The organism is Blastopirellula marina, assembly GCF_002967715.1.
GTDB lineage: Bacteria > Planctomycetota > Planctomycetia > Pirellulales > Pirellulaceae > Bremerella > Bremerella marina_B.
This window is the reverse complement of the sequence record NZ_PUIA01000016.1, coordinates 565,451-591,989: the sequence shown is the minus strand read 5'-3', so window position 1 is coordinate 591,989 and position 26,539 is coordinate 565,451. Positions and strand designations below refer to the sequence as shown.

Annotated in this window: 22 protein-coding genes; 17 read left to right on the top strand and 5 right to left on the bottom strand. The window is 56.6% G+C overall.

The window, feature by feature from the left end; genetic code table 11:
* Position 1: 1 nt before the first annotated feature.
* Complete coding sequence (locus tag C5Y96_RS04225; RefSeq protein ID WP_146115509.1) at positions 2 to 421, top strand: hypothetical protein; 420 nt, start codon at positions 2 to 4, stop codon at positions 419 to 421.
* On the opposite strand, the gene C5Y96_RS04220 is transcribed toward C5Y96_RS04225, so the two are convergent.
* Positions 375 to 2,282, bottom strand: a complete 1,908-nt coding sequence (locus tag C5Y96_RS04220) for a cation:proton antiporter (RefSeq protein WP_233198777.1) — start codon at positions 2,280 to 2,282, stop codon at positions 375 to 377. The two genes, C5Y96_RS04225 and C5Y96_RS04220, sit on opposite strands and share 47 nt — an antisense overlap.
* Positions 2,283 to 2,545: 263 nt before the next feature.
* Between C5Y96_RS04220 and C5Y96_RS04215 the strand changes: the two genes are divergently transcribed.
* A complete protein-coding gene (locus C5Y96_RS04215; protein WP_233198776.1) occupies positions 2,546 to 3,691 on the top strand; it encodes a DUF1080 domain-containing protein in 1,146 nt (381 codons plus the stop codon).
* An 88-nt stretch (positions 3,692 to 3,779) separates the two neighbouring features.
* Here the strand turns inward: C5Y96_RS04215 and ispH are convergent, their stop codons facing one another.
* Entirely contained in the window at positions 3,780 to 4,718 is a 939-nt protein-coding gene (gene ispH, locus C5Y96_RS04210) for a 4-hydroxy-3-methylbut-2-enyl diphosphate reductase (RefSeq protein WP_105350275.1), read from the bottom strand.
* Between the two features lie 209 nt (positions 4,719 to 4,927).
* Here ispH and hpnC point away from each other — a divergent pair, with 209 nt between their 5' ends.
* The 4 genes from hpnC (at position 4,928) to C5Y96_RS04190 (ending at position 8,662) form a co-directional block, all read left to right on the top strand.
* Positions 4,928 to 5,875 (top strand): squalene synthase HpnC, encoded by a 948-nt coding sequence (gene hpnC / locus C5Y96_RS04205; protein ID WP_158261085.1) that lies wholly within the window; start codon positions 4,928 to 4,930, stop codon positions 5,873 to 5,875.
* Positions 5,872 to 6,756 (top strand): phytoene/squalene synthase family protein, encoded by an 885-nt coding sequence (locus C5Y96_RS04200; RefSeq protein WP_105350273.1) that lies wholly within the window; start codon positions 5,872 to 5,874, stop codon positions 6,754 to 6,756. The genes hpnC and C5Y96_RS04200 overlap by 4 nt, the downstream gene beginning before the upstream one ends.
* A 14-nt stretch (positions 6,757 to 6,770) precedes the next feature.
* The gene (hpnE, locus tag C5Y96_RS04195) at positions 6,771 to 8,183 is read left to right on the top strand and encodes a hydroxysqualene dehydroxylase HpnE (protein ID WP_146115508.1); all 1,413 of its coding nucleotides are present in this window, start codon (positions 6,771 to 6,773) and stop codon (positions 8,181 to 8,183) included.
* 83 nt (positions 8,184 to 8,266) lie between these two features.
* Positions 8,267 to 8,662, top strand: a complete 396-nt coding sequence (locus C5Y96_RS04190) for a hypothetical protein (RefSeq protein ID WP_105350271.1) — start codon at positions 8,267 to 8,269, stop codon at positions 8,660 to 8,662.
* On the opposite strand, the gene C5Y96_RS04185 is transcribed toward C5Y96_RS04190, so the two are convergent.
* A complete protein-coding gene (locus C5Y96_RS04185) occupies positions 8,659 to 9,540 on the bottom strand; it encodes a hypothetical protein (RefSeq protein ID WP_105350270.1) in 882 nt (293 codons plus the stop codon). The genes C5Y96_RS04190 and C5Y96_RS04185 overlap by 4 nt on opposite strands.
* 199 nt (positions 9,541 to 9,739) lie before the next feature.
* Here C5Y96_RS04185 and mnmG point away from each other — a divergent pair, with 199 nt between their 5' ends.
* The 5 genes from mnmG (at position 9,740) to C5Y96_RS04160 (ending at position 16,191) form a co-directional block, all read left to right on the top strand.
* On the top strand, positions 9,740 to 11,578 hold the full coding sequence (gene mnmG, locus C5Y96_RS04180) for a tRNA uridine-5-carboxymethylaminomethyl(34) synthesis enzyme MnmG (protein ID WP_105350269.1): 1,839 nt from the start codon (positions 9,740 to 9,742) through the stop codon (positions 11,576 to 11,578).
* Between the two features lie 430 nt (positions 11,579 to 12,008).
* Entirely contained in the window at positions 12,009 to 12,587 is a 579-nt protein-coding gene (locus C5Y96_RS04175; protein WP_105350268.1) for a response regulator, read from the top strand.
* 111 nt (positions 12,588 to 12,698) lie between these two features.
* Positions 12,699 to 13,421: a sensor histidine kinase gene (locus tag C5Y96_RS04170; protein WP_105350267.1), complete on the top strand. Its 723-nt coding sequence runs from the start codon at positions 12,699 to 12,701 to the stop codon at positions 13,419 to 13,421.
* Positions 13,422 to 13,424: 3 nt separating this feature from the next.
* On the top strand, positions 13,425 to 15,059 hold the full coding sequence (locus tag C5Y96_RS04165; protein WP_105350266.1) for a Na+/H+ antiporter NhaC family protein: 1,635 nt from the start codon (positions 13,425 to 13,427) through the stop codon (positions 15,057 to 15,059).
* A 325-nt stretch (positions 15,060 to 15,384) separates the two neighbouring features.
* Positions 15,385 to 16,191, top strand: a complete 807-nt coding sequence (locus tag C5Y96_RS04160; protein WP_105350265.1) for a hypothetical protein — start codon at positions 15,385 to 15,387, stop codon at positions 16,189 to 16,191.
* A gap of 116 nt (positions 16,192 to 16,307) precedes the next feature.
* Here the strand turns inward: C5Y96_RS04160 and C5Y96_RS04155 are convergent, their stop codons facing one another.
* Positions 16,308 to 17,339, bottom strand: coding sequence for a dihydrodipicolinate synthase family protein (locus C5Y96_RS04155; protein ID WP_105350264.1), 1,032 nt, complete (start codon positions 17,337 to 17,339; stop codon positions 16,308 to 16,310).
* Between the two features lie 235 nt (positions 17,340 to 17,574).
* Here C5Y96_RS04155 and C5Y96_RS04150 point away from each other — a divergent pair, with 235 nt between their 5' ends.
* From C5Y96_RS04150 to C5Y96_RS04125, 6 genes are all read left to right on the top strand, one after another.
* Complete coding sequence (locus tag C5Y96_RS04150) at positions 17,575 to 19,665, top strand: ArnT family glycosyltransferase (protein WP_158261084.1); 2,091 nt, start codon at positions 17,575 to 17,577, stop codon at positions 19,663 to 19,665.
* Positions 19,666 to 19,750: 85 nt separating this feature from the next.
* A complete protein-coding gene (locus C5Y96_RS04145; RefSeq protein ID WP_233198775.1) occupies positions 19,751 to 21,862 on the top strand; it encodes a terpene cyclase/mutase family protein in 2,112 nt (703 codons plus the stop codon).
* Complete coding sequence (hpnH, locus tag C5Y96_RS04140; RefSeq protein WP_105350262.1) at positions 21,859 to 22,980, top strand: adenosyl-hopene transferase HpnH; 1,122 nt, start codon at positions 21,859 to 21,861, stop codon at positions 22,978 to 22,980. Before C5Y96_RS04145 ends, hpnH begins: the two co-directional genes overlap by 4 nt.
* 45 nt (positions 22,981 to 23,025) lie before the next feature.
* Positions 23,026 to 23,517: a GNAT family N-acetyltransferase gene (locus tag C5Y96_RS04135; protein WP_158261083.1), complete on the top strand. Its 492-nt coding sequence runs from the start codon at positions 23,026 to 23,028 to the stop codon at positions 23,515 to 23,517.
* Positions 23,489 to 23,992 carry a hypothetical protein gene (locus C5Y96_RS04130; protein WP_105350260.1) on the top strand — a complete coding sequence of 168 codons (504 nt, stop codon included), beginning with the start codon at positions 23,489 to 23,491 and terminating at the stop codon, positions 23,990 to 23,992. The genes C5Y96_RS04135 and C5Y96_RS04130 overlap by 29 nt, the downstream gene beginning before the upstream one ends.
* A gap of 216 nt (positions 23,993 to 24,208) precedes the next feature.
* On the top strand, positions 24,209 to 25,270 hold the full coding sequence (locus C5Y96_RS04125; protein WP_105350259.1) for a DNA/RNA non-specific endonuclease: 1,062 nt from the start codon (positions 24,209 to 24,211) through the stop codon (positions 25,268 to 25,270).
* Positions 25,271 to 25,274: 4 nt separating this feature from the next.
* Here C5Y96_RS04125 and C5Y96_RS04120 read toward each other — a convergent pair whose 3' ends face one another.
* Positions 25,275 to 26,387 carry a hypothetical protein gene (locus C5Y96_RS04120; protein ID WP_105350258.1) on the bottom strand — a complete coding sequence of 371 codons (1,113 nt, stop codon included), beginning with the start codon at positions 26,385 to 26,387 and terminating at the stop codon, positions 25,275 to 25,277.
* Positions 26,388 to 26,539 lie beyond the last annotated feature (152 nt).

Sequence of the window (26,539 nt, the reverse complement as noted above, 5' to 3'; positions counted from 1 at the left end):
TGTGCCCGTTCTTTTTTTGCTTATGACCGAGCCTTACATTATCCGACTCAATGGCCCCTGGGAGATGGCGAGCGACGCCCAGAATGAGCCCCTTCGTGTCAAACTACCCGGCTCCTGGCCGCAGATTCTGCTAACCGCCAAAGAGCAGGCAGTTGTCCTGCGACGCTGGTTCCATCGGCCCACCGGCATCGACGATGGCAGCCGAGTCCAGCTTCACCTGATCGACCTTCCCTTTGCAGGATCAGCCCAGATCGACGAGACGAGCCTCGGCGAATTCCCTGTCAGCCAACAACACGCCATGAATGTGAAAGAACATTTGGCCACTCGAAGCCGCCTGACGATCACCATCAAGACATTGGCACCGCTCGAGAAGACTATTCCGACTCCACAGATTTCGCTGGCGATTCTACCGGATTGCTAGAACCTGAATCGTCGGCCTTTGCTGGAGGCTTAATCGGTTCGGTGCGCGGATCAATCAAGGCAATGATCGTTTGCCCGGCCTTAGGCACGAAGCTATCGTCGGCCGTCACGATCCTGAGCCGGTTGGGCTCGGGAATCACAAACAACAGTGTGGCCGACTCGCCATGGGTTTGCTGAAAATCGTGGTAGGTGAATTCCTCGGTGATCGTGGTCTTCTTGAACTGGGCCCCTGCCGTCACGCGTCGCGCGATTTTGTAGAAGTCGAGACCATGCCCAAAGATCACACGCCCACGCAGGTGATCCGAAACCGACTGCCGTTTACCGGAACCGGAATCCCACGGGCTCGTCTGGTAGACCTCTTTCCGACCGAACAGATGGGTAAACTCCATGCACGCCAATGAGTTAACCTCGTCGTTCGGGGTGGCAGCCAACAGACGCCCGATCCCACCCAGATTGAGTTCCTCGCTGACAAAGTCCGAGAGGATACTTGCACACTGGGCAGGCAGATTCTGCATGCGTGCCGCGGTAATGTTACGGAAATTGGTATCTACCAGCATCACGTGAAAGCCGGCACTCTTGATCACCACAGCAAGTTCGCGAATCCAGCGATCCGCCCCGGCAATGAGCACACCTTGCGGAGCTGGACTGGCAAGTCCCAGCCAACGGGCAACCGGCGCGGCCGTCAGACCGTAAAACGTGACCGTCCCCACGATCACCATAAACACGACCGGCACCACGAGGGCACCTTCGGACGTACCACCGATTTCACTGAGATTTAAATTCTCGGCATGGTGAACCAGTTCAAAGGAGAAAATCGAACCGACCGCGGCAGCGACGATCCCGCGAGGGGCCATAAAACAAAGAAAAACCTTTTCCCGCCAATTCAGACTGCTGCCCAGAGTCGAAAGAAAAACCGAAGCGGGACGCACGATGACAATCAGCACCGCCACAAACAGCAAACCGGTCCAGCCCACTCCGAGAAGTGTTCCGAGGGAAATTCGTGCGGCCAAAACAATGAACAAACACGAGATCAACAAAACTCGGAGGTTCTCTTTGAACTCGAAGATATGCCGAACGGGAATATGCTTCTGATTGGCCATCAACAGGCCCAGCACGGTAACCGTTAATAGGCCGGACTCGGACTGGATGTAATTCGAGATCGCAAATACGGCCAGCAAAACAGCCAGGATGAACGCGTTGTGCAGGAAGTCTGGAACCCAGTAGCTCTTGAGCGCGAAGATCATCATGTAGGCGGTCACGACACCGAGAATCACACCAACGCCGATCGTCTTGGCGATCGACCACATCGGCGTGGCCCAGGTTGCTCCTTCGCCGGTCTGCATGATGAACTCGAAAACGAGCACTGCCAGCACCGCGCCGATGGGGTCGATCACGATCCCTTCCCACTTGGCCAGCGAGCCGATCTTTCGCGACGGCCTGATGTGACTCAGCAGAGGACCAACCACGGTAGGCCCGGTCACCACCACAATCGCACCGACCACGGCAGAAATCGCTGGCGAAAAACCAACGACATAGTGCGCGGCAAGAGAACCCAAGCCCCAAACAACCAGGGCCCCGATCGTTACCAGCCCCCCCAGTGCCGGCCCCACTTCACGCAGTTCCGCGAAACGAAGGCTCATCCCTCCTTCAAACAAAATCACTGCCACCGAGAGAGAGACGATGGGAAACAGGACCTCGCGCCCGATGATCTCGTCGGGGCCTTCCGGCAAAAAACTGGCCAGAAAACCGAAGCCAAGTAGAAGCAAAATGGAAGGAAGCCGCAGCCGCCAAGCGATCCACTGAGCTGAGATGCCCAGGGCCAGGATGCCGGCGAAATATAGTAGGTATAGCTTCTCGTCCACGACGCATTCTCCAGGTCGCGAGCAATTCAGTGCCGCTCGCATTGCTACGGTTCTTTAACCTACCTTACGCCACCGCCAGAGCAAACCCCGCGGATCTTCCCAAACCTCAATGATTTCTTTAGGTTAGAGTGTTCCACCTATTCGCCAGTTAAGGTCCTTCATTTCCCGCCCAGGAATTTCACGCTATGCCATTCGATCATCGAGAGCGCCCTAAATCTCACAATATTTCGCTCCTGCTCCTGACGCTGGTCATGGGTTGGACCATGCCGGTCGCTAGCCTGTTCGCTCAAACGCCAGGGCTTACACCCGAAGAGATTGAAGATGGTTGGATCTCCCTGTTCGATGGAGAAACCCTTTTCGGCTGGAATCAGGTGACCAAGACCGACTGGAAAGTCGTTGACGGAACCATTCAGGCCACCGACGGTGAGATCGGCTTGCTCTGCACGACAACCCAGTTTGCCGACTATATCCTGCGAGCCGATTTCCTGGCCGAAGAGAACACCAACAGTGGCATCTTCCTGCGAACGTCACCGAGGCCCAAGAGCCCCTCGTACGATTGCTACGAGCTCAACATCGCCCCTCCCTCGAATTCCTTTCCCACCGGCAGTTTTGTCGCCCGCGAAAAGGTCACGCCCGATTGCCAGCCTGGTGAGTGGCATACGTTTGAAGTCCGTGTCCAAGGCCCCGTCCTGGAAGTGAAACTGGATGGCGAGGTGGTTTCGACTTTGGAAGACAAAGACTACCTAGGCAAAGGCTTTATCGGGCTGCAGCACAACGAAGGGAAGATCCAGTTCCGCAACATCAGCCTGAAACCACTCGGCCTGAAATCGATCTTCAACGGCAAAGACCTGACCGGGTGGAAACAGTACCCCGAGATGGTCACGAAATTCGACGTCACGGAAGAAGGTGCCATCCATGCCCAGGACGGCCCCGGCCAACTGGAAACCGAAGGGCTGTACGCCAATTTCGTTCTGCAAATGAATGCCAAAACCAACGCCGAGAACCTGAACTCTGGCCTCTTCTTCCGCAGTATCCCTGGCGACAAGATGATGGGCTACGAAAGCCAGATCCATAACGGCATTGAAGGGGATGACCCGACCAAGCCCGTTGATAGCGGCACAGGAGCAATCTTCCGCCGCACGGTTGCCCGAAAGGTGGTCAGCAAGGATAACCAGTGGCTGACCAAGACGCTGATCGCCGAAGGTGCCCATATCTCGGTTTGGGTCAACGGTTTCCAGGTCACCGACTGGACCGACCAGCGCAAGCCCGATGCCAACCCACGCAAAGGCCTGCGTCTGGAAGCTGGCAGTATCATCCTCCAGGGGCACGACCCGACGACCGACGTTCTCTTCCGCAACTTCCAGATCCAAGAGCTACCAGAGCGCTGGCCAGTGAAGCGCAGCGAGTAAGATCACGATAGCGATAACACACAATGAAAAAGCCACGGATTGCACTTCCGTGGCTTTCTTTGTTCTTATCGCTGTTAGTCGCGAGCTCCTAATTAAGCTGAACCAGCTTACGAAGTTCTTTCGGCAGCGGGAAATGAACTTCTTCTTCTCGGATGCTGCGTGTTTCGATTTTGGCGTCGAACTTCTCGACCAGGTAATCGAGACACTCTTGAACGACATCCTCAGGGGCACTCGCCCCAGCGGTTACCAGCACCCCTTCCACGCCATCGAACCACTCGGGCCGGATGTCGCTGGCACCATCGATCAGATAGCCAGGGGTTCCACTCTCTTGAGCGAGTTCCTTCAGACGCTGACTGTTCGAGCTATTCTGGCTGCCAAGCACCAGCACCAGTTGTGCTTCGGTCCCCAGAATCCGCACAGCTTCCTGGCGGTTCTGGGTTGCGTAGCAGATGTCGGCCTTAGGTGGGCCTTTGATGGACGGGAACCGCTCTTTGAGTCGGTTGATGATCCGTGTCGCATCGTCGACCGAGAGGGTCGTTTGGGTGAGGTATGCCAGCCTTTCGGGATCGGCGATTTCCAACTGGTCGACATCGCTCTCCGTCTCAACCAGGACGATCGCCTCGGGGGCTTCCCCCATCGTGCCGATCACTTCGTCGTGCCCTTCGTGACCGATCAGGCAGATCGTATAACCCAGCTTGGCGAATTTGATCGCTTCCAGGTGGACCTTAGTCACCAACGGGCAGGTCGCATCGATCGCGGTTAAGTCGCGTTCCTTGGCCGCTTTGCGAATCTCTGGCGAGACGCCATGGGCGCTGAATAGCAGGATCGATTTGGAAGGGACTTCCTGCACGTCGTCGACGAAAATAGCGCCCTTCTTTTTGAAGGTCTCGACGACGTACTTATTATGGACGATCTCGTGATAAACGTAGACAGGAGCACCAAACGTCTTGAGCGCCAAGTCAAGGCACTCAATCGCCATGTTCACCCCCGCACAAAACCCGCGTGGACTTGCTAAAATCACTTTCATTGGTCTGGAAACCTCCTCCATACCCTGCATCTTACCGCAACCCCTCAGTAGGGCCTAGGGCAGCCGCCTGAAGCCGATGCCAGCACTCCCCCCGAGGAAAACGGACTTTCCTTTGACTCGAAATTCCGCAAAATTTGCAGTTTGCAATCTCCTTTGCAAACCGCCGATACTACTTTTGCCGCAACACTACCAGCTTTCCCGGATATCTCGTGACTCCTTTTCAGTATCAACTGGCAAACTATGGACCTACCGCCAGTTGGCAAACCCCCAGCACGAGCGACGCCTATTCGTATTGCCAGGACCTGACGGCCCAGTCGTACGAAAACTTCTCGGTCATTAGCTGGTTTCTGCCCACCGAGCTTCATCCCCACTTTGCTGCCATCTACGCCTATTGCCGCTGGGCGGATGACCTGGCGGACGAAACCACCACCGATGCCCAGGGGCTTAAGCTGTTGGCCTGGTGGGAAGAACAGCTCGAATCGTGTTACCAAGAGGATGCCCACCATCCGGTATTCGTCGCGTTGAAGCGTACGATTCGAGAATTCAAGATTCCCATCACCCCACTCCGTAACCTGCTTATTGCGTTCCGCCAGGATCAGACCAAGAAGCGGTATAACACCTACCGAGAGCTCCTGGCCTATTGCCGTAACTCCGCCGACCCCGTGGGACGCCTGGTGATGTATCTGGGGCACTGTTACTCCCCCGAAGCGGTCGTCTATTCCGACCGGGTATGCACTGGGCTGCAACTGGCCAACTTCTGGCAAGATGTCCGCCGCGACTTCGACAAGGGACGCATCTATATCCCGGCAGAAGACTTTCAGCGGTTTGGCCTTTCGATTGACGACATGCCCGCCTGTGCAGAACAAGATGCCTTTCGCGAACTGATTGAGTTTGAAGTCCGCCGCGCCGAACAACTCTTGGCTTCCGGCGAACCGATTGTCGACTTCTTCCCTTCTAAGTTGAAAGTCGACATCGCCCTGTTCATCCGAGGAGGGCAAACAATCCTGCGGCAGATTCGCCAACAGCGTTTCGACACGTGGAGCCACCGTCCGAAAGTCGGCAAAGGGACCAAGGTCAAATTGCTGGCTCAGGCCTGGTGGGAGATCCGCGTCCGTAACAAGCAGTTCCGTGCCGATTCCTACGAGGTGCCGGCATGACCACAAGCCTTTCCGACAGCTACGCCCTGTGCCGCCAGTTTTCCCAGCAGTCTGGCTCCAACTTCCTGCTCTCTTTCTGGTTCCTTCCCCGAGAGAAACGGCAGGCCATGTATGCCTTATATGCGTTCTTCCGGCATACCGACGACCTGGCAGATGAGGAAGGTTCAGATCAGGCAGCCAGTCTGAATTCATGGCGAGACCAATTCCACCTGGCCATGCAGGGAAGCTTCAACGATCCCCGTTTGCCGGCCCTGGCCGATACGATTCGCCGATATGAGATCCCCGAGCAATATTTCCTGGAATCAATCGACGGTGTGGCCAGCGACCTGACGCGAACTCGCTTTACCGACTTCGACGAACTTCATCACTACTGCTACCAGGTTGCGTCGGCGATTGGCTTGAGTTGCTTACCGATCTGGGGCATTCGTCCGAATTTCGATCGAGAAGCCGCCATTGCGGCTGGGGTTGCGTTTCAATTGACCAACATCCTTCGCGATATTCACGAAGACGCCCTGCGTGGACGCATCTACGTTCCGCTTGACGACCTTCAGCGGTTTGACGTGTCCGAAGAGTCGCTCCTGAAGGGGCAGCACTCCCCCGGCTTCGAGCCCCTGATGCGATTTGAAATCGATCGAGCCGAAAAGCTTTTCACCAAAGCCAAAGACCTGCGCCACGATCTTCATCCCGATGGCCGGCGAATCTTCGACGCCATGACCGAGACGTACCACGATCTGCTCAAGCAGATTGCTCGCAGCCCCGGGGATGTGCTGCGGCGGAAGATTCAGGTCGGTTCGTGGCGCAAAGTGAAATTGTTTGCCCGACTGGCCATGTCGCGGATCCCCTTGGGATCGAGAGAACCTCTGAAAGTGGAGGTTCCGTAGTGGATGTCAGCTCCATGCGCGGCCAACGCGTCGCCATCGTCGGGGGTGGGTTGGCAGGCATCGCTGTCGCCGAGGCGCTTTCGCGATTTCCCTTCGAGATTCACCTGTTCGAGGCCAAGCGATCGCTGGGAGGACGTGCCGGAGCCTATCGCGATCCGGAACATCCGTCGTTAATCGATCGTTGTCAGCATGTCGCAATGGGGTGCTGTACGAACTTCCTGGGACTTTGCGAGCGTCTGGACCTGGAAGATTGCTTCCGCCGCGACACGCGGCTGCACTTTATCGACGGCGACGGTCAGGCACATCCGTTTGAAGCCAGCAGTTGGCTGCCGGCCCCCATGCATTTGGCAGGCGCGTTTCGTCGTCAATCCTACCTTTCCAAGCCAGATCAGAAGCGGATCGCAGCAGCCCTGTGGGAAATGGCTCCACCATCCGCCGTCGAAAAGTATGCTGGCTGGAAGATGCACGACTGGTTGGTCGAGCAACTTCAGTCCGAGGCCGCCATTCGTCGCTTCTGGGAAATCGTGTTGGTGAGTGCCTTGGGCGCACCACTGACCGAAGTTTCGTTCGTCGCGGCACGTAAGGTCTTTGTCGATGGTTTCCTGCGGCATCGGCGTGCCTACCAGATCTATGTGCCGCGGATTCCACTGCAAGATGTCTTCGACGTTCAGGCCGCGCAAAAACTGGGAGAACGGGGCGTTCGCTTCCACCGGCAAACGCCAGTTCGGCAAGTGGCCTACTTCAATTCGCGATTCAACGTTCGCTTCGGCCAAGGCAATGAGGCAACGTTCGAGAACTTCATTTCGGCCGTCCCCTGGCATCAGTCCCCTAAGCTTTTCTCCCCCATCCTCAAGAACCTGATGCCGAAGCTAGACAACGTGGACGAGATTGATTCGTCTCCCATTTCTAGCGTTCATCTTTGGCTTGACCGCCCGCTAACCAAATTGCCGCATGCGGTACTGCTGGATCGGACCAGCCAATGGGTATTCAACCATGGGGCCCGGCAGTTCAAAGAAACGACTGGTCACTACTACCAGGTCGTCATCAGTGCTTCGCAAGACTTGGCCGGTGTGAAGCACGACGAACTCTCTCGGCATGTCCTGGGCGAGTTGGTCGGGGCGTTTGGGTCTTCGCCGGCCCCCTACCTGCTCGACTACCAGGTAGTGACCGAAAAGCAGGCCGTGTTCGCCGCGACCCCTTCGATGGAAGGACTTCGACCGACTCAAGGAACCATCTTGCCAGGCCTGGCTCTGGCTGGCGATTGGACGAAGACCGGCTGGCCTTCCACCATGGAAGGAGCTGTCCGCAGTGGCTACCTCGCTGCGGAAGCCATTCTCCGCAAGTACGACTACCACGAGCCGGTCGGCGATGCCGATCTACCCGTCAGCTTGCTCTCGCGAATGCTCTGGGGACTGGGAAAAGAGTAGCCGTCGCGTTAGTCCCAAGCACACTTTGCGGTCAGTTGTTACTGGGCATACCTCTTTCGTCCTGGAACGGTAACGGGAACACTATGATCGCTGCTCGTATTGTTTTGGCTATTGTCGGCGCTGCCTATCTCTTGCTCGGCGTCTGGTGCGCGGCTGCTCCGTCACAAACATCGAAGTCAGTAGGATTCCATCTAGAGCCAGGCAGCGGGGAGTCAGAATTCTTCACCGTTTACGGGGGACTCGAATTTGCCTGGGGGCTGATCTTTCTCATGCCGTTGGTAATGACCGACGCCATCCGGCCGATCTTGATTGCCTGCGTGCTGATCCACGGCTCGGCGGTCATCTTCCGAGCGATCAGCTTCTTTCTTTTCTCCGGCATAGGAACGACAACCTACGCGCTGGCTGGCGTGGAATGGGTAATCTTCCTGGCTTCAGCAGCTCTCCTCGCGTACGTCAGCACGCTTCCTAAAACAGCCTAACTCTCGTCCTCGTCACGCACTGCCAGGTCTAGTTGCGGAAGAACGCCACCCAAGAAGCCTGCGAGCTTGTCGCTGGCCTTGTTCGCCATCGCATTCAGATTCCACATATCCTTGATACTGCCAGGCCGGTTGAAGATGGTCGCCGCGGCTGCCCCCAGCATACCGGAGGTCGTCTTCTGGCTCATCAGCTTCTCAAGATCTTTGGGCAGCGGCTGGTCGACGGTATCGGAAATAATGCGAACGGAGATTACCTTGGTTTGTTTCTCGTGACATGCCTGGGCAATCGCCAGGGTCTCCATATCGACCGCCACGGCGGTATGCTTTTCACCGAGTTCCCGCTTCTCTTCCACCGTGCCGATGATGCGGTCGACCGTCAGCAGTTTACCGCTGGCCAGCCCCTGCGTTGCTTCGATTTGCTCGGGGGTCAGGTTCAGGGGAATCGTGACTTCGTTTCCCTCGATATCGCTGACGCAGCTGGCCATCACCACATGGCCGCGTTTCAGGTCTGAGACGAGTCCACCGGCGAATCCTGCCGAGACAATCCACTTTGGCCCGATGATCTCTATCACATCGCGAACGGCAGCCTCGGCCGCTTTTCGTCCCACGCCAGTCTCGACCACCCCCACAGCACGTTCGCCCAGCTTGCCAACCGTGACGGTACGCTTCTCCATTTTCACGGTCGCCGCAGATTCGAGCGACTCTTTGAACCCGGCCGACTCGACTCCCAATGCGAAGAGCACCACGACATCCGGCTTGGGAATGTCTTCCGGGGGAATCTCCTCCGAGTTTTGTCCGGCCAACTGCTGCGAGACGAAGTCCCGCACCACGGTTTGGCCCTGTTGCTGGAGGAAGCTGGAAACGAGGTAGCGTAGAAGCATGGGATAGTTTTCAGTGGAAAGTGTTTCGTTTTCAGTTTTCTCGAGCGGTGCCCCGCAATCGTCGGATGTTCAGGCGCTGTCTGGCTGAAAACTGAACACTTCACGCTGAAAACTTAAATTTCGCCCCTTCGCGATTAACCGCCGAGGGATCTACAATACAAGCTTCGCTCATAAAGCAGGTCGATTGCAAGGTGATTGGATGTCGGAGAGTCGTTATCAGTATGACGTCATTGTCGTAGGAGCCGGGCACGCAGGTACCGAGGCTGCCATGGCCGCCGCGCGCCTGGGGGCGAAAACGGCACTGCTGACGACCAATCTCGACACGGTTGCCCAGATGAGCTGTAACCCGGCGATTGGCGGGATCGCCAAGGGGCAGATCGTGCGCGAAATCGATGCCATGGGTGGCATCATGGGGCAAGCGATCGACGCCACCGGTATTCAGTTCCGGCTATTGAATCGCCGCAAGGGTCCTGCGATGCACAGTCCGCGGGCTCAAGCGGACAAGAAAGCCTACCAGTTTTGGGTCAAACTAGCGGTTGAGGATCAAGCAAATCTCGACCTGCGGCAAGAGATCGTCAGTGATCTGCTGACTGAAGAAATCGATGGCAGCCAGCGTATCATCGGCGTCAGCGTGCATGGCGGAGCCATCTACGCAGCACCATGTGTCGTGCTGACTACCGGCACGTTTCTGTCTGCGATCATGCACACCGGCGAAACGAAAACCCCAGGTGGTCGCGGGGGCGAGGGAACTTCCAGCGGCATCAGCAGCGCCCTGAACCGGCTTGGCTTTCGGCTCGATCGCTTCAAGACCGGCACGCCTGCTCGACTGAATTACAATTCGATCGACTTCACCCAGACAGAACTTCAACCCGGCGACGACGATCCCCAGGCTTTTTCGTACCTGACCGAAAGGCTCGATCTCGAGCAAATGCCGTGTCATATCACCTATACCAACGAAAAGGTGCATGACCTGATTCGGGCCAATCTAAGCCGTGCCCCAATGTATAGCGGACAGATCGATTCGCGTGGCCCACGTTATTGCCCCAGCATCGAAGACAAGGTCGTCCGCTTCGCCGATAAAGACCGGCATCAGCTCTTCCTGGAGCCAGAAGGATTTAACTCGCGCGAAGTCTACGTGAACGGAATCTCGACCAGCCTGCCGCGCGATGTCCAGGACGAGATGTTCAAGCTGATCCCAGGGCTCGAGAACGCACAAATCATGCGTTATGGCTATGCAGTGGAGTACGATTTCTGCCCGCCCGATCAGTTGTGGCCTTCGCTGCAAACGAAAGAAGTGAGAGGGCTCTATTTCGCTGGCCAGATCAATGGAACCACCGGCTATGAAGAAGCTGCCGCGCAAGGATTGATGGCCGGGATCAACGCGGCACTGGAAGGACGTGGCGAAGAACCGTTGGTCCTGGGGCGCGAACAGGCCTATATCGGTGTGCTGATCGACGACCTGGTTACCTGCGGCGTCGACGAACCATACCGAATGTTTACCAGCCGGGCCGAGCACCGCTTGATGCTCCGGCAAGACAACGCCGATCGTCGCCTGACACCGCTGGCCCATGATCGCGGTCTGATCCCGCCTGCCCGGTGGGAAGCATTCCATCGAAAGCTGCAACAAATCGATACCGCTATGGACGTTCTGGGCAGCACGCGGCACGAAGGAACGCTTCTGTCTCACATTCTGAAACGCAACGATTCGTCGTGGGAACAGGTCTGCGAGCTAGCACCATCGCTCAAAGAAACCACGGACGAAGCGGCTCTGCAGGTCACGTACGACATTCGCTATGAAGGGTACATCGCTCGCCAGCAAGTCGAGGTCGAGCGACAAAAGCGGCTTTCTCACAAGCGAATCCCCGAGTCTTTCGATTTTACGCGACTTACCCAAATGCGAACCGAAGCTCGCGAGAAGCTCAGCCAGATCCGCCCTACCTCAGTTGCTCAGGCCGAGCGAATCAGCGGAATCACCCCTTCCGACATCGCTTTGCTACTGGTTTATCTGGATGGTCGGATGGGTGCGAAATCCTCCTAACTTGGGGATACTGATAGGGTTGCTATCACTAGCAAGCCGTCAAAAAGTCTCCAAATTCCGGAATGCTTGCCCTTGAAAGCTTTTGGATTGTGATTAGGCAAAATATTGGCCAGGGTTTCACTTTGTGTCACAAACTGTTGTCGTGTCTAAACTTGCGCCATCGACATCAATCTTGACGTGGCAATTTAGGACAGTATAATTCCGGCATCTGGCAAATTCGGTAAACAGGGTATATCCGGATGAAGAGCGGAAATACTCATTTATCGTGGGGTGCAACGATTACACACCTTCCAGAAAATCAGAGTTTTAAACGGGATGTACTCGTTTGACACGGATGCGCGGAGCGCGAGGATGCTCAGGACAACGTGGCGGCCTCCAAACTCACTTATCGCATTGGTAGCCAAACACGCTAGGGATAGGATGACAGCACATGAAAACAGTCTTTACCACCGGTGAAGCAGCGAAGATCTGCAAGGTCAGTCAACAGACCATTATTCGTTGCTTCGACTCGGGGCAATTGAAAGGATTTCGCGTCCCAGGCAGCCGGTTCCGTCGCATCCCGCGTGATCAGCTTTACAACTTCATGCGTGAAAACGGCATCCCTACCGACGCTCTGGAAAGTGGCAAGCGTAAGGCCCTGATCGTCGACGACGACGTCGATCTGGTCGAACTGCTGGTCGATGCATTTGAACGCGACGGCCGCTTCGAACTGCGTACCGCCAACAACGGCTTCGACGCCGGTATGCTGGTCAAGGAATTCCACCCTGACATCGTCGTGCTGGACATCATGCTCCCGGATATCAACGGCAAGGAAGTCTGCCAACGCGTTCGCATGGACAAGACGATGGAAGACGTCAAAATCCTGTGCATCTCTGGCATGATCGAACAAGACAAGGTCGCCGACCTGATGGCCTGTGGTGCCAACGAATTCATGCAGAAGCCGTTCTCGGTCGAAGCATTGGTCGACAAGGCCTGCAACATGCTGGATATGGAATCGGTGAATTCCTAAGCTCCAGGAATTCCGTAAGGTGCGAGGAGCGTGGCGAATCGCACCAGAAATGCGACCTCGGTGCGAAGCGTCTCACAGCTCGCACCTCACGGGATGATATGATCTCCTCCTATGGCCGACTCGATCGAATCGGAACGTGACCTACGCAACGAGAAACTGAAAAGCCTGAAGCGTCTCGCCTACGGGGCCAGTCACGAGATCAATAACCCGTTGGCCAACATTGCCAGTCGCGCCCAGGCCCTTCTAGTCGGCGAAACCGATCCGGATCGTCGGCATGAACTGGCCACCATCTATGCCCAAGCCATGCGTGGGCACGAGATGATCGCCGACTTGATGCTGTTTGCCCGACCGCCGCAGCCGCAGCTTAGCGAATGCCTGCTGGGCGAGATCGCTTCTAGTGCGATCAGTCAGATGCTTCCTCAAGCGAAATTGCAAGAGACGCAGTTGACACTCGTTCCGACCAAGAGTGAGATCCGCCTGACCGCCGATGCCAACTTAATCTTGCTGGCAATTGGTGCGCTGGTGCGCAATGCCCTGGAAGCACTCAAGACCGGCGGGAAGATCGAGGTTACGCTGGCCACCGAAGACGACGTCGCAACGATCGCCGTCCAGGATGACGGCCCTGGCATTCCAGACGAACAGGCAGAGATTATATTCGATCCCTTTCATAGCGGGCGCGAAGCTGGCCGTGGCTTGGGTTTTGGGCTCACCAAATGCTGGACGATCGCTCAGTCCCACGGGGGCGATACCTATGTCGATACGGCGTATGGCCCAGGGGCTCGGATCGTTTTGGAAATTCCCTTGTCGCCGAAAATCAATTGCGAGAGTGAGTAACGGATGGATCCGCACCCTTTCGGATGGTTGAGCCTGGTTCCTCCGTTGGTTGCGATTGCCCTGGCGATTCTTACGCGGCGAACACTTCTTTCATTGCTGGTGGGCATCCTCGCAGGGGCCATCATCCTACAAAACGGAAATCCTATCACTGGGCTGTGGTCGGCATGTGCCGACTATCTGTGGGTAAAAGCCACCGACTGGGATAAAGTTCAGGTCTATCTCTTCACCCTTCTGACCGGCGGGATGATTGGCGTTGTGTCCGCGTCCGGCGGCATGCGTGGCCTGGTGAACTTGATCGTTCGCTTCGCGGATACACGGCTTAAAGGTCAGGTCACCGGCTGGGTCATGGGACTGGCGATCTTCTTCGACGACTACGCCAACATGCTTCTCTTGGGTGGAACACTAAAAGAAGTGACCGATCGCCTGAGAATCTCCCGCGAAAAGCTCGCCTACATCGTCGATTCGACCGCCGCACCGGTCGCTGGCCTGGCGTTGATTTCGACATGGGTCGCAACGGAAATCAGCTTCATCGAAGAAGGGATCAACCAAATTGCCGGCCCCGAAAAACCCGATGCGTTCCTGTTGTTCGTCGAAAGCATCCCGTATCGCTTTTACTCGTGGTGGGCGCTGCTCTTGGTTCCGCTGGTCGCGATGACTCGCCGCGACTTTGGCCCCATGCTCAAGGCCGAAGTAACCATGCTCAGCCAAGGTCCGGCTGCCAGCTCGCCATCCGAAGAGGAAGGACTATTGCCGGAAAGTTCGAGCTGGCTCAATGCAGCGATACCGGTGGGTACCATGCTGTCCGCCGTGGTGGCGATTCTGTATTGGACCGGCTACCAGGCATCGGCCAGTGAAGCAGCCGAACCTTCGCTGTTGCAAATCATTGGCGAGGGTAATTCTTACAAAGCACTTCTCTACGGCTCAGCAGTGAGCCTGGCCGTGGCGATCCTGCTCATTGCACCTCAGCGACTACTTTCCACTGGCCAAATGGGACGGGCGATCCTGAAGGGCTTCCGCGCGATGCTTCCGGCCTTGTTGATCCTGTGGCTGGCGGCCTCGCTGGCAGCCCAGACTGAGCCTCCGACTTTCGACGAAGATACCGGTGTGATGACCCTCAACGGGCTAAACACGGCCGGATATTTGAAGCAACTATTGGAAACTAATTTACCGATCGAAATGCTTCCCACGACCGTCTTTGTATTGGCGGCAGCCGTGGCATTTTCGACCGGTACCAGCTGGGGCACGATGGGGATACTCGTGCCCCTTTCTGTCTCCCTGTCGGCCGGCATGTTGACCGGAAACGGAGAAACCTTAGACATAGCCGATCCGGTCCTGCTTTCGGTCGTCGGCAGCGTATTGGCAGGGGCGATCTTCGGCGATCATTGCTCCCCTATTTCCGATACGACAATTCTGTCGTCGCAAAGTTGCGGCTGCGATCATATGGCCCATGTTCGTACGCAAATGCCCTATGCGTTTCTGGGGGCCGTGCTATCGATCATCCTGGGGACCGTTCCCGTCGCGTATGGCGTGCCGGTCTATGTGTGCCACGTTTTGGGTATCGGGGCGATGATCGGAACGCTATTCTTCTTGGGCAAAAATCCGGAAGCACTCGCGGCGGAAATCGAAGCGGATACCTAACCGTGCTTGGCCGGAGTAGAACCAACGAGTGAGTGGCTGTCCGTCAGTTACTCGGTACAAACCTGCGAACGACGTTGTAACACTTACAACAACGCTAGTCTTGTGCAGAGTGGCCTCACGCTGGCAAATCACCATTTCCACTCGTTTTTAGCCACGCGGTATCGTTTGCAACCAATTCCACATGTTCGACTTGCGCGGTCTTGCTGGCATTGACGGCTGGGGATGCTGTCAGGGCCTGGTAGCGAATTATTTGCCTTCTCGGCATAGCGGTTGCAATATGAAAGAGCGTTCCCCAAATGACCCTGTGAGAAGAAAGAAGGTTCCCATGTTCAGGACGACCACGCTTGCCGCCTGCGTTATGTTTGCGGCCCCTGCCCTGCTTTATGCCCAGGATGAACCGACAATCAAATGGGTCGACGCCACCTACAACGAAGACCGCCCCATGACTCGTATGGCGGCCCCAGGTGACCTGAAAGAACCGGGGGCGATTGAGCTGTCGTCCTCGAACGGAACGGCCTCCCCCTCGAACACCGTGCAGCGTGCCTCCGCCATCACGCCGATCAACCAGGGGGAAACGGTACTGCGGACGTACGTGGGGCAACCAGTGGAAACTCCCTCGCGGACGGTTGTGGAAACCCAATCGCAAGAGACCATCGTGCAGTACTCTGGCAAGCCGCGGACCGTCATTTATGACAACCCACAGCCAATCCAGCAGCAGGAAGTTCGCCGCGTCGAGTATCCCGCCTACGAGACGCAAACTTCTTACTACGTCGAGCCTGTGAACCCGAACCCATGGCACTCGATAAACAACGGCGTGCAGCGAGTTCAGTACAACTCCCCCATCACCTATCCGGCTCCAGTAACGACGGTTGGAAGCCCGGTGGTTGTGAATCGCCCCGTCACGACGATCGCCTACGACAACCCGCCGGTCATTGCGGCCCCCGTTGTCACTGGCACCGTCCCGGTTCCTAACGCCACCGTTTACCCGGTCGATCGCACCGCATTCCGCCCCGTGCTGCCGATCATCCCGATGAACAACAACTCGTACGTCGGACGCGGCCTGCTCGGCCAACCGAAGGTTTACACCGAAGGGCAGCCGATCCGTAACAGCTTCCGATACGTGCTTCCCTAACGATCCAATTCCCAGGAGGGCTAAGGGCGTCTCGGTTTCGAGACGCCCTTTTTTGTAAGTAGCGTGAAGTTTTCAGTGTTCCGTTTTCAGAAAGAACACGCAGATTTACCGCTGAATTAAGTGGCCAGGCCCAGACGTCGCAGTTCTTCGACGACTCCCGCAACAATGCGTGCGACATCGTCGGGATTGGTCGATGCCTGCTGTCCTGCCGGGCAGCCGCCAACCGGCTCGTTCACGAACCCTTCGGCCGAAAGGAGGCACTGCAGTTCTTTCCGCAGGATTTCCACTTCCAGCTTTTGGCTGGCCGATTGGGGTTGGCGGCCGCTGCCTGGCTTGAAGCCGCGGAGGGCGAGTGCGGCACGGAAGCCTTCGGGGAACTCGCAGTTCTGGATCATCGCATCGAACAGCGTCAGCAACCGATACTGCAGGTCGCGAGCTTCATCGATTCGGCCCAGCAGTGTCAGGTCGTACAACCGACGCGTGATTTCCGGCACTACGCCACTGGTGGCATTCGTACCGCCGTCACAGCCGATCAATAGCATCGGCATCAGGGCCGCGTCCCAACCGGTCATAAAACTGAAGTCGGGTCGCACAGGTCGAACGGCCGAGATCATCCGCATCATGTGCGGCAGGTCGCCGGACGAGTCTTTAATCGCCACAATCCGCGGGCACTCTTCGGCCAGGCGGCGGACAGTTGGCACGTCGATCGGCGAGGCAAACATCGGAATGTTGTACAGGGTGACATCGATGGGTGTATTGTCGCCGATTTCCTTGAAGTAGGCATAAACGGCCGAGGGGCTCAGCTTGTAGTAAAACGGCGAAACAATCGCCACCGCCCGGCAACCCATCTCGTGGTAGGCTTCGCACGCTTTGAGCGTTTCCTTGACGTTCGCCTCGGCGGCACCCGCCAGAATCGGCACACGTCCCCGGGTTTGATCGGCGATGATGGCGATAATCCGGCGACGTTCCTCCACCGTGAATCGCAAGAACTCCCCTGTCGAGCCGTTGGGATAGAGGCCGTGAACCCCTTTTTCGATCAGCCAGTCGACGTATCGTCGCAGTTCAGCCTCGTGAATGTCGCCATGGGCATCCAGCGGAACAATATTGGGGGTAAAGATTCCGGAAAGTCGCGTTGAGGAAGCGGCCATGAATTCAATCCGAGCAGCACGGGGGTTAGGCGAGGGGGCAGGAAACCCGTTAGAATTTACGGGCCATGCTTGGTGCAGGTAAATACTGATTCAAGAAGCTTAGCATAGTTGGCCGGACCGGCCACGTCAGCCCATCAAAGCTAATCGCCCGGTGTCTCGCAAAAAACGCACTGAACGCCCGTCTCAGGACGCTTCCTCCCCGTGGGAAGCCCCGCTATGCGTGTGGATATTCGTCGTGGGTGCGGTAGTCTATGCCCTATGGTATTTTTCCGTCCCCATGCCTTGGCCGGCACCACCACCGGGGGAAACGCCCTTTCTGCCCACCCGGGGCACACTGGTGCAGACAGGCCTACTACTGCTGCCAGAGACCATCAGCTTCTGGTTTGGCGGGGGTGATATGCCGCTGGGCCTGCTCGATCGACTCGGGGTAACACTCATTGCGGGGGTCATGCTGCTGTTCAGCTATGCCCTGGGTGAGTTTCTTTTAGCTCGCTTGAAACTGCTCGATTTCTTTGGTCGCGTCGACGGCATCGTGCTGCGGCTGGCGATCGGACTGACAGTACTCTCGTGGTCTACCGCAGTGCTGGGGATGTGTGGCCTACTGCATCGACCGCTGTCGATCGTCCTTTCGCTGGCCATTTTATTCGTCACGCTCGGCTCGGCTTGGAAGAAGCAACTCTTCGCACCACGCGAGAGCGAAGCTGATGCGGAAGAGGCCGAGACGAAGCAGCCTGAGGGGGAATCTTGGTGGTGGCTATTGGCAGCGGCTCCGCTGTGCCTTTTCATTGTAGGCGTATCGATTTTGCCACCGTACGAATACGACGTTCTGGAATATCACCTGCTGGTTCCCAAAGAGTGGCACATCATCGGTCAGATCCGCATGCTGCCCAACAATGTCTACAGCGGCATGCCCATGGGAGCGGAAATGTGGGCCTTGCTGCCGATGATCTTCCTAACCGGCCCACAGGGCTGGCTGACTGGGGCATTGGTGGGCAAGCTGATCATCGGTCTGTTCACGCTGCTAACGGCAGGTCTTTTGTATGGAGCCGGCAAACGATTGATTGGGGTCTGGGGTGGCCGCGCCGCGGCACTTGCGGCGATTGCGGTTCCTTGGCTCACCTACCAAAGTGGAACCGGGCTGGTCGACGGCGTCTGGGCGTTCTTCACCCTGGCAGCTACGTATCCTGTGCTGATCGTTTTGAACGACCCCTCCAAAGAAGAACACCGTGACGGGCTGGCAATCCTTTCTGGACTGATGGCCGGCATGGCATTCAGCGTGAAGTACCCTGCCCTGCTGGTGGTGGTGCTGCCGGTTTTCGGCCTGTGGATCTTCGCCGTTCGTACCGATTGGCGATTGCTGGTGATGCATGTGGTCGCCGTCACGGTGGCCATTTCCCCGTGGCTGATGCGAAACGCGATTGATACCGGCAACCCTGTCTTTCCCCTGGCAGGCAACGTCTTTCCGACCGACGTCCGCTCGGAAGATCAGATCCAGCAGTGGAATCGTGCGCACCAGGTTCCCAAGAATGCCGACGGCAACCGCTATTCCATCAACCAACTATTCAGTGGAATCATGACACCATTCGGCCGCAGCCCCTGGGCCGGGATGATTATCGTTCCGTTGGCCATCTGCGGGCTCTTTTACCACGATCGAAAGCTTGTCATCCCACTGGTAGTCTTGCTGGCCGTGTGCTGGATCGTGTGGTGGGGATTATCGCACCGTCTAGAACGTTTTCTCATTCCGGCGATACCGCTGGGCTGCTTGTTGGCGGGCATCGGAGCTCAGAAGCTTGCTCCGTTTGTGGCCGGAAGGGTGGCTCTACGCATTTGGCTGGGGCTTGGCTTGCTGGTCGGGTTCATGCTGGTGAATCAAACCCAGTCGATCAAGCTCGATCCGAGGGTGTTCGTCTCCCTCGACGCCCTCGCCAAGTCTCACACTTCGGAGGCAGTCGCTTTTCTAAACGAGAACGTTCCCCCGGGCGATGCCGTTCTGGCAACGGGAGATGCGGCACTCTTTTACTTACAGCCGCCGGTCTTCTACCACACCTGCTTCAACGACTCGACGATGCAGCAGTTGGTCGACATGACCAAGCAGCAGCGTCAGGCTCACCTGGCAGAAGCCAATATCGCATGGATCTACGTTCACTGGGGCGAAATCGAGCGTTTCCGCAGCCCGGGAAACTACGGTTTTCCCAGTGATGTTACCCGCGAATTGTTTGCGCAAATGGAGAGCCAGGGCATCCTGGAGCCGGCCGAGTATCAACTAGGCAATCCAGAGAACCCCACAGTGGTCATTTATCGCGTGTTGCCGGCAAGTGGCCCGTAGGTCTGGCTTGCTCCGTTTGTCGTTCTGGCTTAGGCTGAAGGCTTGGACAAACCGATTTTCCCCCTTAGTCGGCAATGAATTAGCCATGATGGATGGATCCTCCTCACTCGCCCGAGACCGGTGCCCCGACGGCGATGCGTCGCAGCGTGCCGGTAACGCTCCCACAATTGCCACTGCGATGGAGCGGACCTCGAACTGGCTTCTCTCACAGCAAGCCGCAGAGGGATACTGGTGTGCCGAGTTGGAAGGGGATTCCATCCTGCAAAGCGAGTTCCTGCTACTGCTGGCCTGGGCCGGTCGCGAAGAATCGGACATCGCCAAGCGGGTCTCCAAGAAGCTGCACGAGCAGCAGCGAGAAGATGGTACCTGGGCTCAGTACCCGGAAGCGAAGATCGACATCAGTTCGAGCGTCAAAGCTTACTTCGCCCTGAAGCTGACGGGACACAAACCATCGGCCGATTACATGGTCAAAGCCCGCGATGCGATCCTGGAAGCAGGCGGGGCCGATGCCGTGAACAGCTTCACCCGGTTGTATCTGGCTCTTCTGGGGCAGATCCCGATGGAGATCTGTCCGGCCATTCCACCCGAGATGATCCTGCTGCCCAACTGGTTCCCTCTGAACATCTACCGCATGAGCAGTTGGTCGCGCACGATCTTCATTCCGCTGGCCATCTGCTGGGCACTGCGACCGGTCGTCGATCGCTCGGAAGAGTACTCGATCAAAGAACTGTTCATCAATCCGCCGCACCAATGGCCGGAACTTCGCTGTCCAGGGCAAGAGAAAGCGAAAGGTCTGTTCACCTGGGATCGCTTCTTCCGCACGGCAGATAGCTTCCTGAAGCAGATCGAGAAACTGCGTCTTCGTCCACTACGCTCGCGAGCACTTAAGCTGTGCGAAAAGTGGGTCCTCGATCGCATGCCCAAGAGCGATGGTCTGGGGGCCATCTTCCCGCCTGTTCTCTGGAGCATCGTCGCCTTCAAAGCACTTGGCTATGACGACGATCACGAAGCAGTCCAGTTCTGCTGGAACGAGATCGACAAGCTAATGCTCCATGATGACGAGAACCAGACAACACGTATTCAGCCGTGCAAAAGCCCCGTCTGGGACACGACGATCACCCTGCGAGCGTTGGCCGCTTCCCGACATGGGGCCGACGAGCCCCGGATGCGGAAAGCGATCGACTGGATGCTTTCCAAGGAAGTCCGAGACCAGGGAGACTGGACCAACAACGTCCGCTGCGAGCCAGGCGGGTGGTACTTTGAATTCAACAACGAGTTCTATCCCGATCTCGACGACACGGCGATGGCGTTGATGGCCCTGCAAGAACAGTTGGCCGAGTGTGGCGTTTCGCTGGAAGTGCATCCAGGCCAATCGTGGGAAAACACCACGATCGTGACGACCTCGAACAAGGTCTCGGCTGAAGACGCCGTCAACCAGGCCTTGCTGCTCGATAAAGTCTCTGGTGCCACCAAGCGAGCGTTGGCCTGGAGCGCTGAGATGCAGAACCACGACGGCGGCTGGGGAGCGTTCGATAAGAACAACGACGCCGAGTTCCTGTGCAAGGTCCCCTTCGCCGATCATAACGCCATGATCGACCCGAGTTGGCCCGATTTGTCGGCCCGCGTGATCGAAGCGTACGGCCTTCTCGGCGTAACTCAGCACAGTCGCGGTAAGTTGGGTGACGTCGTTCGCAAAGCGATCACCTACATCCGAGATAACCAGTACGAAGATGGCTCGTGGTTTGGTCGCTGGGGCGTCAATTATGTCTATGGCACTTGGCAGTGCCTGGTGGGCCTGACAGCCGTGGGCATTCCGACCGATGACGAAGCGGTTCGGCGGGGTGCCCAGTGGCTGATCGATACCCAGCAGCAATGCGGGGCCTGGGGCGAGACGTGCGACAGCTATGAGAACCCCAACCTCAAAGGAATCGGCACCCCGACCCCATCGCAAACGGCCTGGGCGCTGCTGGGGCTGACTGCGGCGGGGCACGAAGATAGCGATGCCGTTCGCAAGGGGATCAACTACCTGCTTTCCACGCAGAAGGAAGATGGCACCTGGGACGAAGCGCCTTACACCGGCACTGGCTTCCCCCAGGTCTTCTATCTCCGCTACCACTATTACCGCATTTACTTCCCGCTGCTGGCCTTGGCCACATGGGCGAAGAAAACGAGTGAAATGAAAGAAGGATCGCGATGAGTGTCCCTATCTCGCAAATGTGGACCGTCGCGTCGTACGTCCTCAAACAAAAGCTGCTAGGTCGTAAGCGTTACCCACTGGTGCTCATGCTGGAACCCCTGTTCCGCTGTAACCTGGCGTGCGCCGGCTGCGGGAAGATTCAGTTCCCAGTCGAAATCCTGCGCAAACAGCTCACCCCGGAACAATGCTTTCAGGCCGTGGACGAATGCGGAGCTCCGATTGTCAGTATTCCCGGCGGCGAACCTCTTCTGCACCCGCAGATGCCGGAGATCGTTCAAGGGCTGGTCAAACGCAAGAAGTACATTTACCTCTGCACGAACGCATTGAAGCTGGAGAAGTCCCTTTCGCAGTTCACGCCGAGCAAGTACCTCACCTTTTCGGTTCACATGGATGGTCCTCGTGAAGAGCACGACCATGCCGTCTGCCGGGAAGGAACGTACGACATCGCCGTTAGCGCGATCAAAGCAGCCCTCAAGCAAGGCTTTCGCGTTACGACCAACACCACACTGTTCGATGGAGCCAAGCCGGAACGCATTCGAGGCTTCTTCGACGAGATGATGGCGTTGGGCGTTGAAGGGATGATGCTTTCCCCTGGCTACAGCTACGAGAAGGCACCGGACCAGGATCACTTCCTGAAACGAAATCAAACGTATCGCCTGTTCCGCGAGATCCTGTCAGCACCCAAGAAGGCCTGGCAGTTCAATCAAAGCCCTCTGTTCGTCGAGTTCCTCAAGGGGAACTACGACCTCGAATGCACCCCCTGGGGCAACCCGACCTACAACATCTTCGGCTGGCAGAAGCCCTGCTATCTGGTCGACGAAGGGCACACACAAACCTTTGCCGAACTGTTGGAAGCCGTCGAGTGGGACAACTACGGCACGAAAAGTGGCAACCCCAAGTGTGCCAATTGCATGGTCCACAGCGGCTATGAACCAAGTGCCGTGGATGCCACGTTCTCTTCGCTACGCGGACTGATGGAAACGGCCAAACTGACCTTGTTCGGGGCTCCTAAGAAAAACCGGCCCATCGTCGACCTCGATACGGATCAACGTTTTGACGATGCGGAACCACCGCAGCGTCCTGAACGAAAACCGAACGAATTACCGGTGCTGCAGTAGAATTTTGGAGCAAATGCATTGCTGATTTCCGTTCGCCAAACTACCGTGAACGATCAGACCCTCGCGAACGAAATCCGAGAAAAGGCATTTGCAACAGTTCGGCACATCTATCGCCCCATAGATGATCGAAGTCGAGACCCGATAGGAAACATTGGTGGAGATCGCATTGATGTAATCGCTACAGTCGAAGGTCAGAACGTAGGTGTGATAGGCCTCTACTCAGAAGAAGATGTCCTTCGGATAGTGGGACTAGCTGTCCTCAACGAGTTTCGCCGACAGGGTATCGCCAGGCAACTTGTTTGCTATGCCGACCGAGTTGCCCGAAAACGAGGCGCAACATCACTTGGGTTATATACGATTGCGGAAACGGGAAACGTTCAACTGTTTCATCGGCTAGGTTTTATTGTCTTACACGAACGAATTGCCGAATGGTGTAGTAGCACTTTTTTTGAAGTTGTGCATGAAGTAGAAATGAAACGCGTTGTTCCCGCGAATGATGAGTTCTCAAATGAACAAGGAGGCCCCGGAACTGCTTGAAGCTACACGCTTGGCCCTCAAATTCTTTCCGGAAGCGAAGGCTTTCATCCTGATCGAAACCGGACTCGCTTGGGAACCGTTTCTCAGCGCGATGATGGCAGCGGACTATCACGCGGACTTTTCATGCGATCCGTATCAAAGAGATACCGATCCAGACCTTGGCTTCGCTCGGCGTGGGGGCATGGAAGGTACAGATGATGAAGTCTATACCCGACTGTTACGTTATACAGGCCTGAAGCCCGCAGGCCGCGTCGTTGTCGTGCCAGATGCGATTGGACAAGGTGGCAGATCTACTGAGAACTGCCTGCCGTTTGTTTGTCACTCAAACAGAGTTCCAGAGCGTCTTGCAGAAGTTCCTTGCTTTGGACTTGGCCAAGACACACTGCTAGTCTTTGAAAATGGCCTGGCGTTGCTCTTCGACCATGACCAGCGAATCCACTGGGCGAAATCGCGAGTTCGAGAGTGGAGCAATTAGTCTTAGGCACCCGCAGCCATTCACGTGACGAAGAATGCCTGAATTGTCACAACATAAAATCATCATCACTTAAACATTCACGGATAAACCGTTTACATTCCCAAGACAGAATTTCTTCAGAAATTTACGCAACCGGCCGCCGTGTTGTGCGATAATCCTCGTTAGCTTTTCTGATGCTGCTCAGGTTCAAGGTCAATTTCGCGGAGAAGAATCGCGATGGCACCGAATATCTTTACGAAAACCGCTGGCCGGTCGGCCGAAGCGGTCGACTCCGGCACCATGGTACGTCGCGGATCACACGATCCTCGTCCTACCGGGCGTGGCACCGATCACCCCGATGCTCCGGACCGTGAACTTGCCGAACTACAGGACCTAGGGCTCGATCTGATTCAATTAGCACTCGACCTGGCAGGGATTGTCGATCCGACACCGGTCTCGGATGGGGCCAGTGCCCTGCTGGCGCTTGGTCGTGGTAACTGGCTCGATGCGTTGATCTCGGGGGCCAGCATGGTTCCTTATATTGGCGATCTGGCCAAAGCAGGCAAACTTCCACGCTATTTAAAGTCGGTTAACAAGGCGATCGATCTGGCCGAGCGTTCCCAGAAAGCGGCCACCACGCTAATGCCAGGCATCAAGAAGCTGAAAGAAGTTCTCGACCTGATTCCTACCGGTGCCAATACCTATATCGACCAAATGAGGCGTCGCGTCGATCGGTTCGTGAAATCAGGCACCACCGGGCTGAAGCACTTGCCTGACATCAGTGGCCGATTCAAATTCACCAAACGGGAAACAGTCGACAAGGTTTACCAGGAAGCATCAGGCCGCCTGGGAGTCCCTGGCACCGTCAAAAAACACCGCAGCCGCAGCGAGCAGCGCAAAGTTTCCGGCGGAACCGGCGACGACGCGGGGCACTTGATCGGCGATCGCTTTGGTGCCCCAGGGGATGGGCGCAACCTGACGGCCCAACATCGCTACATGAACCAGAACGGTACCTACCGTCAACTTGAAGACAAGTGGGCTGAGAAACTGAAAGAAGGGACCGGCATTGAAGTGAAGATCACCGATGTCACGAAAAAGGGAGAAGACCGCCCCTTCATGCGGAAAGCAGAGTGGAAAGAAATCGCTCCGGATGGTTCTGAGTCGACCCATGAATTGCTCTTTATGAATGCCCACTCACCGACGAGCCGCGCCAATCGAGGAATCAAACCAACCGTTGATTCGCCGCAAAGCGGGAACGTGATTAACGTCGACTTTCAAAACCGCCGCCGCATGGATTAGGGCATCAATTCATGATCCCAAACGGACCACTGTAAACTTCGGTAGCCTCCACAAAGCCTAGGCCCCGCCGCTTGGCGTCTTGCAGCGCCCAGCGGATCCCCTCGACATACGGCTGCAGGTCGGCATCCGTCCATTTCTGCGAGAGCTTTTGCGCGCGAATTTCTGGCAAGTACACCTCGAAGTTATTGCTGAACTCTGGCACGAGTTCGGCCGGAATGTACCCACCCAGCGAATAGTTCTGTTCGATGGCACTGGTCAAGCATTCATCGATTTCAGGCACATTATGCAGTAGTGGAGCAAACAGCGGCGTTGGCTTCTTGAACCATAACGTCGATTTTATCGAAGCCTCCTCCAAGAGAAGGGTCGGCCAGCCATAGCCCCGCGCCATCCACCCTGGCCGGAAAAACGCGGCAAACTCCAGCACAGCTAACGGAAAGTCACTCGCGAAAAGCCCTTTCGGGTCGTGTTCTTGTCCTTGAGAGTCGCGGACCTTTTGGCCGGTACCATAGGCCTGGTAGGCATCTCGGAACAGGTCCATCTTCCATCGCACGGAATGAATGATTGCCTGGTCGTCCAACTCCGATTCTTCCGATTTGGGGTGGGTGTTTTCCACAACCGATCCCCCAATGATCTCACGAATGCGGTCCGCATGGACTGCCTGATCGATATGCCGATCGACGCAGACTAGCTGTCCTCTGGCAATCTCATCGACGGTGTCTTCGGTTGCCCCCAGGTATTGATCCACCAACTCGGAAACCTTCGCGAGATCCCCTTCGCAGATAAAGAAAGGTGCGCCCCACACACAGCGATCCGTCGAGAAACCTGGCAAGCCGAAAGCCAGGCTCGGGTCATTCTCCGGCTTGTTGGAACCGAGCAGCTTCTGGAACATGCCGCGTGATTGATTCCGCTTATCGCGGGCCTCGCGTTGGGCATCGTTGACCTTATGCTGAAGCCGCATCAGCCCCAACCCCCAGGCGTTGGAACGCTGACGAACTTTGGCAATTCGCAGGGCATCGTCCATCAAATCATCGAGCGTTCCATGTCCCTGGACATAGGGAAGCACCCGTTTGTGAATCCACTTGATATCGACCGGATGATAGCTAATGTCCCAGCCCATCTATTTCCCTTCATATTCAGACCGCAAGAGGGACCATCATAAAGAGTCAGCCGATCAAGTCCAACAATTTCCCGTGGATTGACAATCCAATCTCTCCATCATCCGCAAAGAGTTTTTCTGGGCAATTAGGGCCGATATACTGGGGACCGATT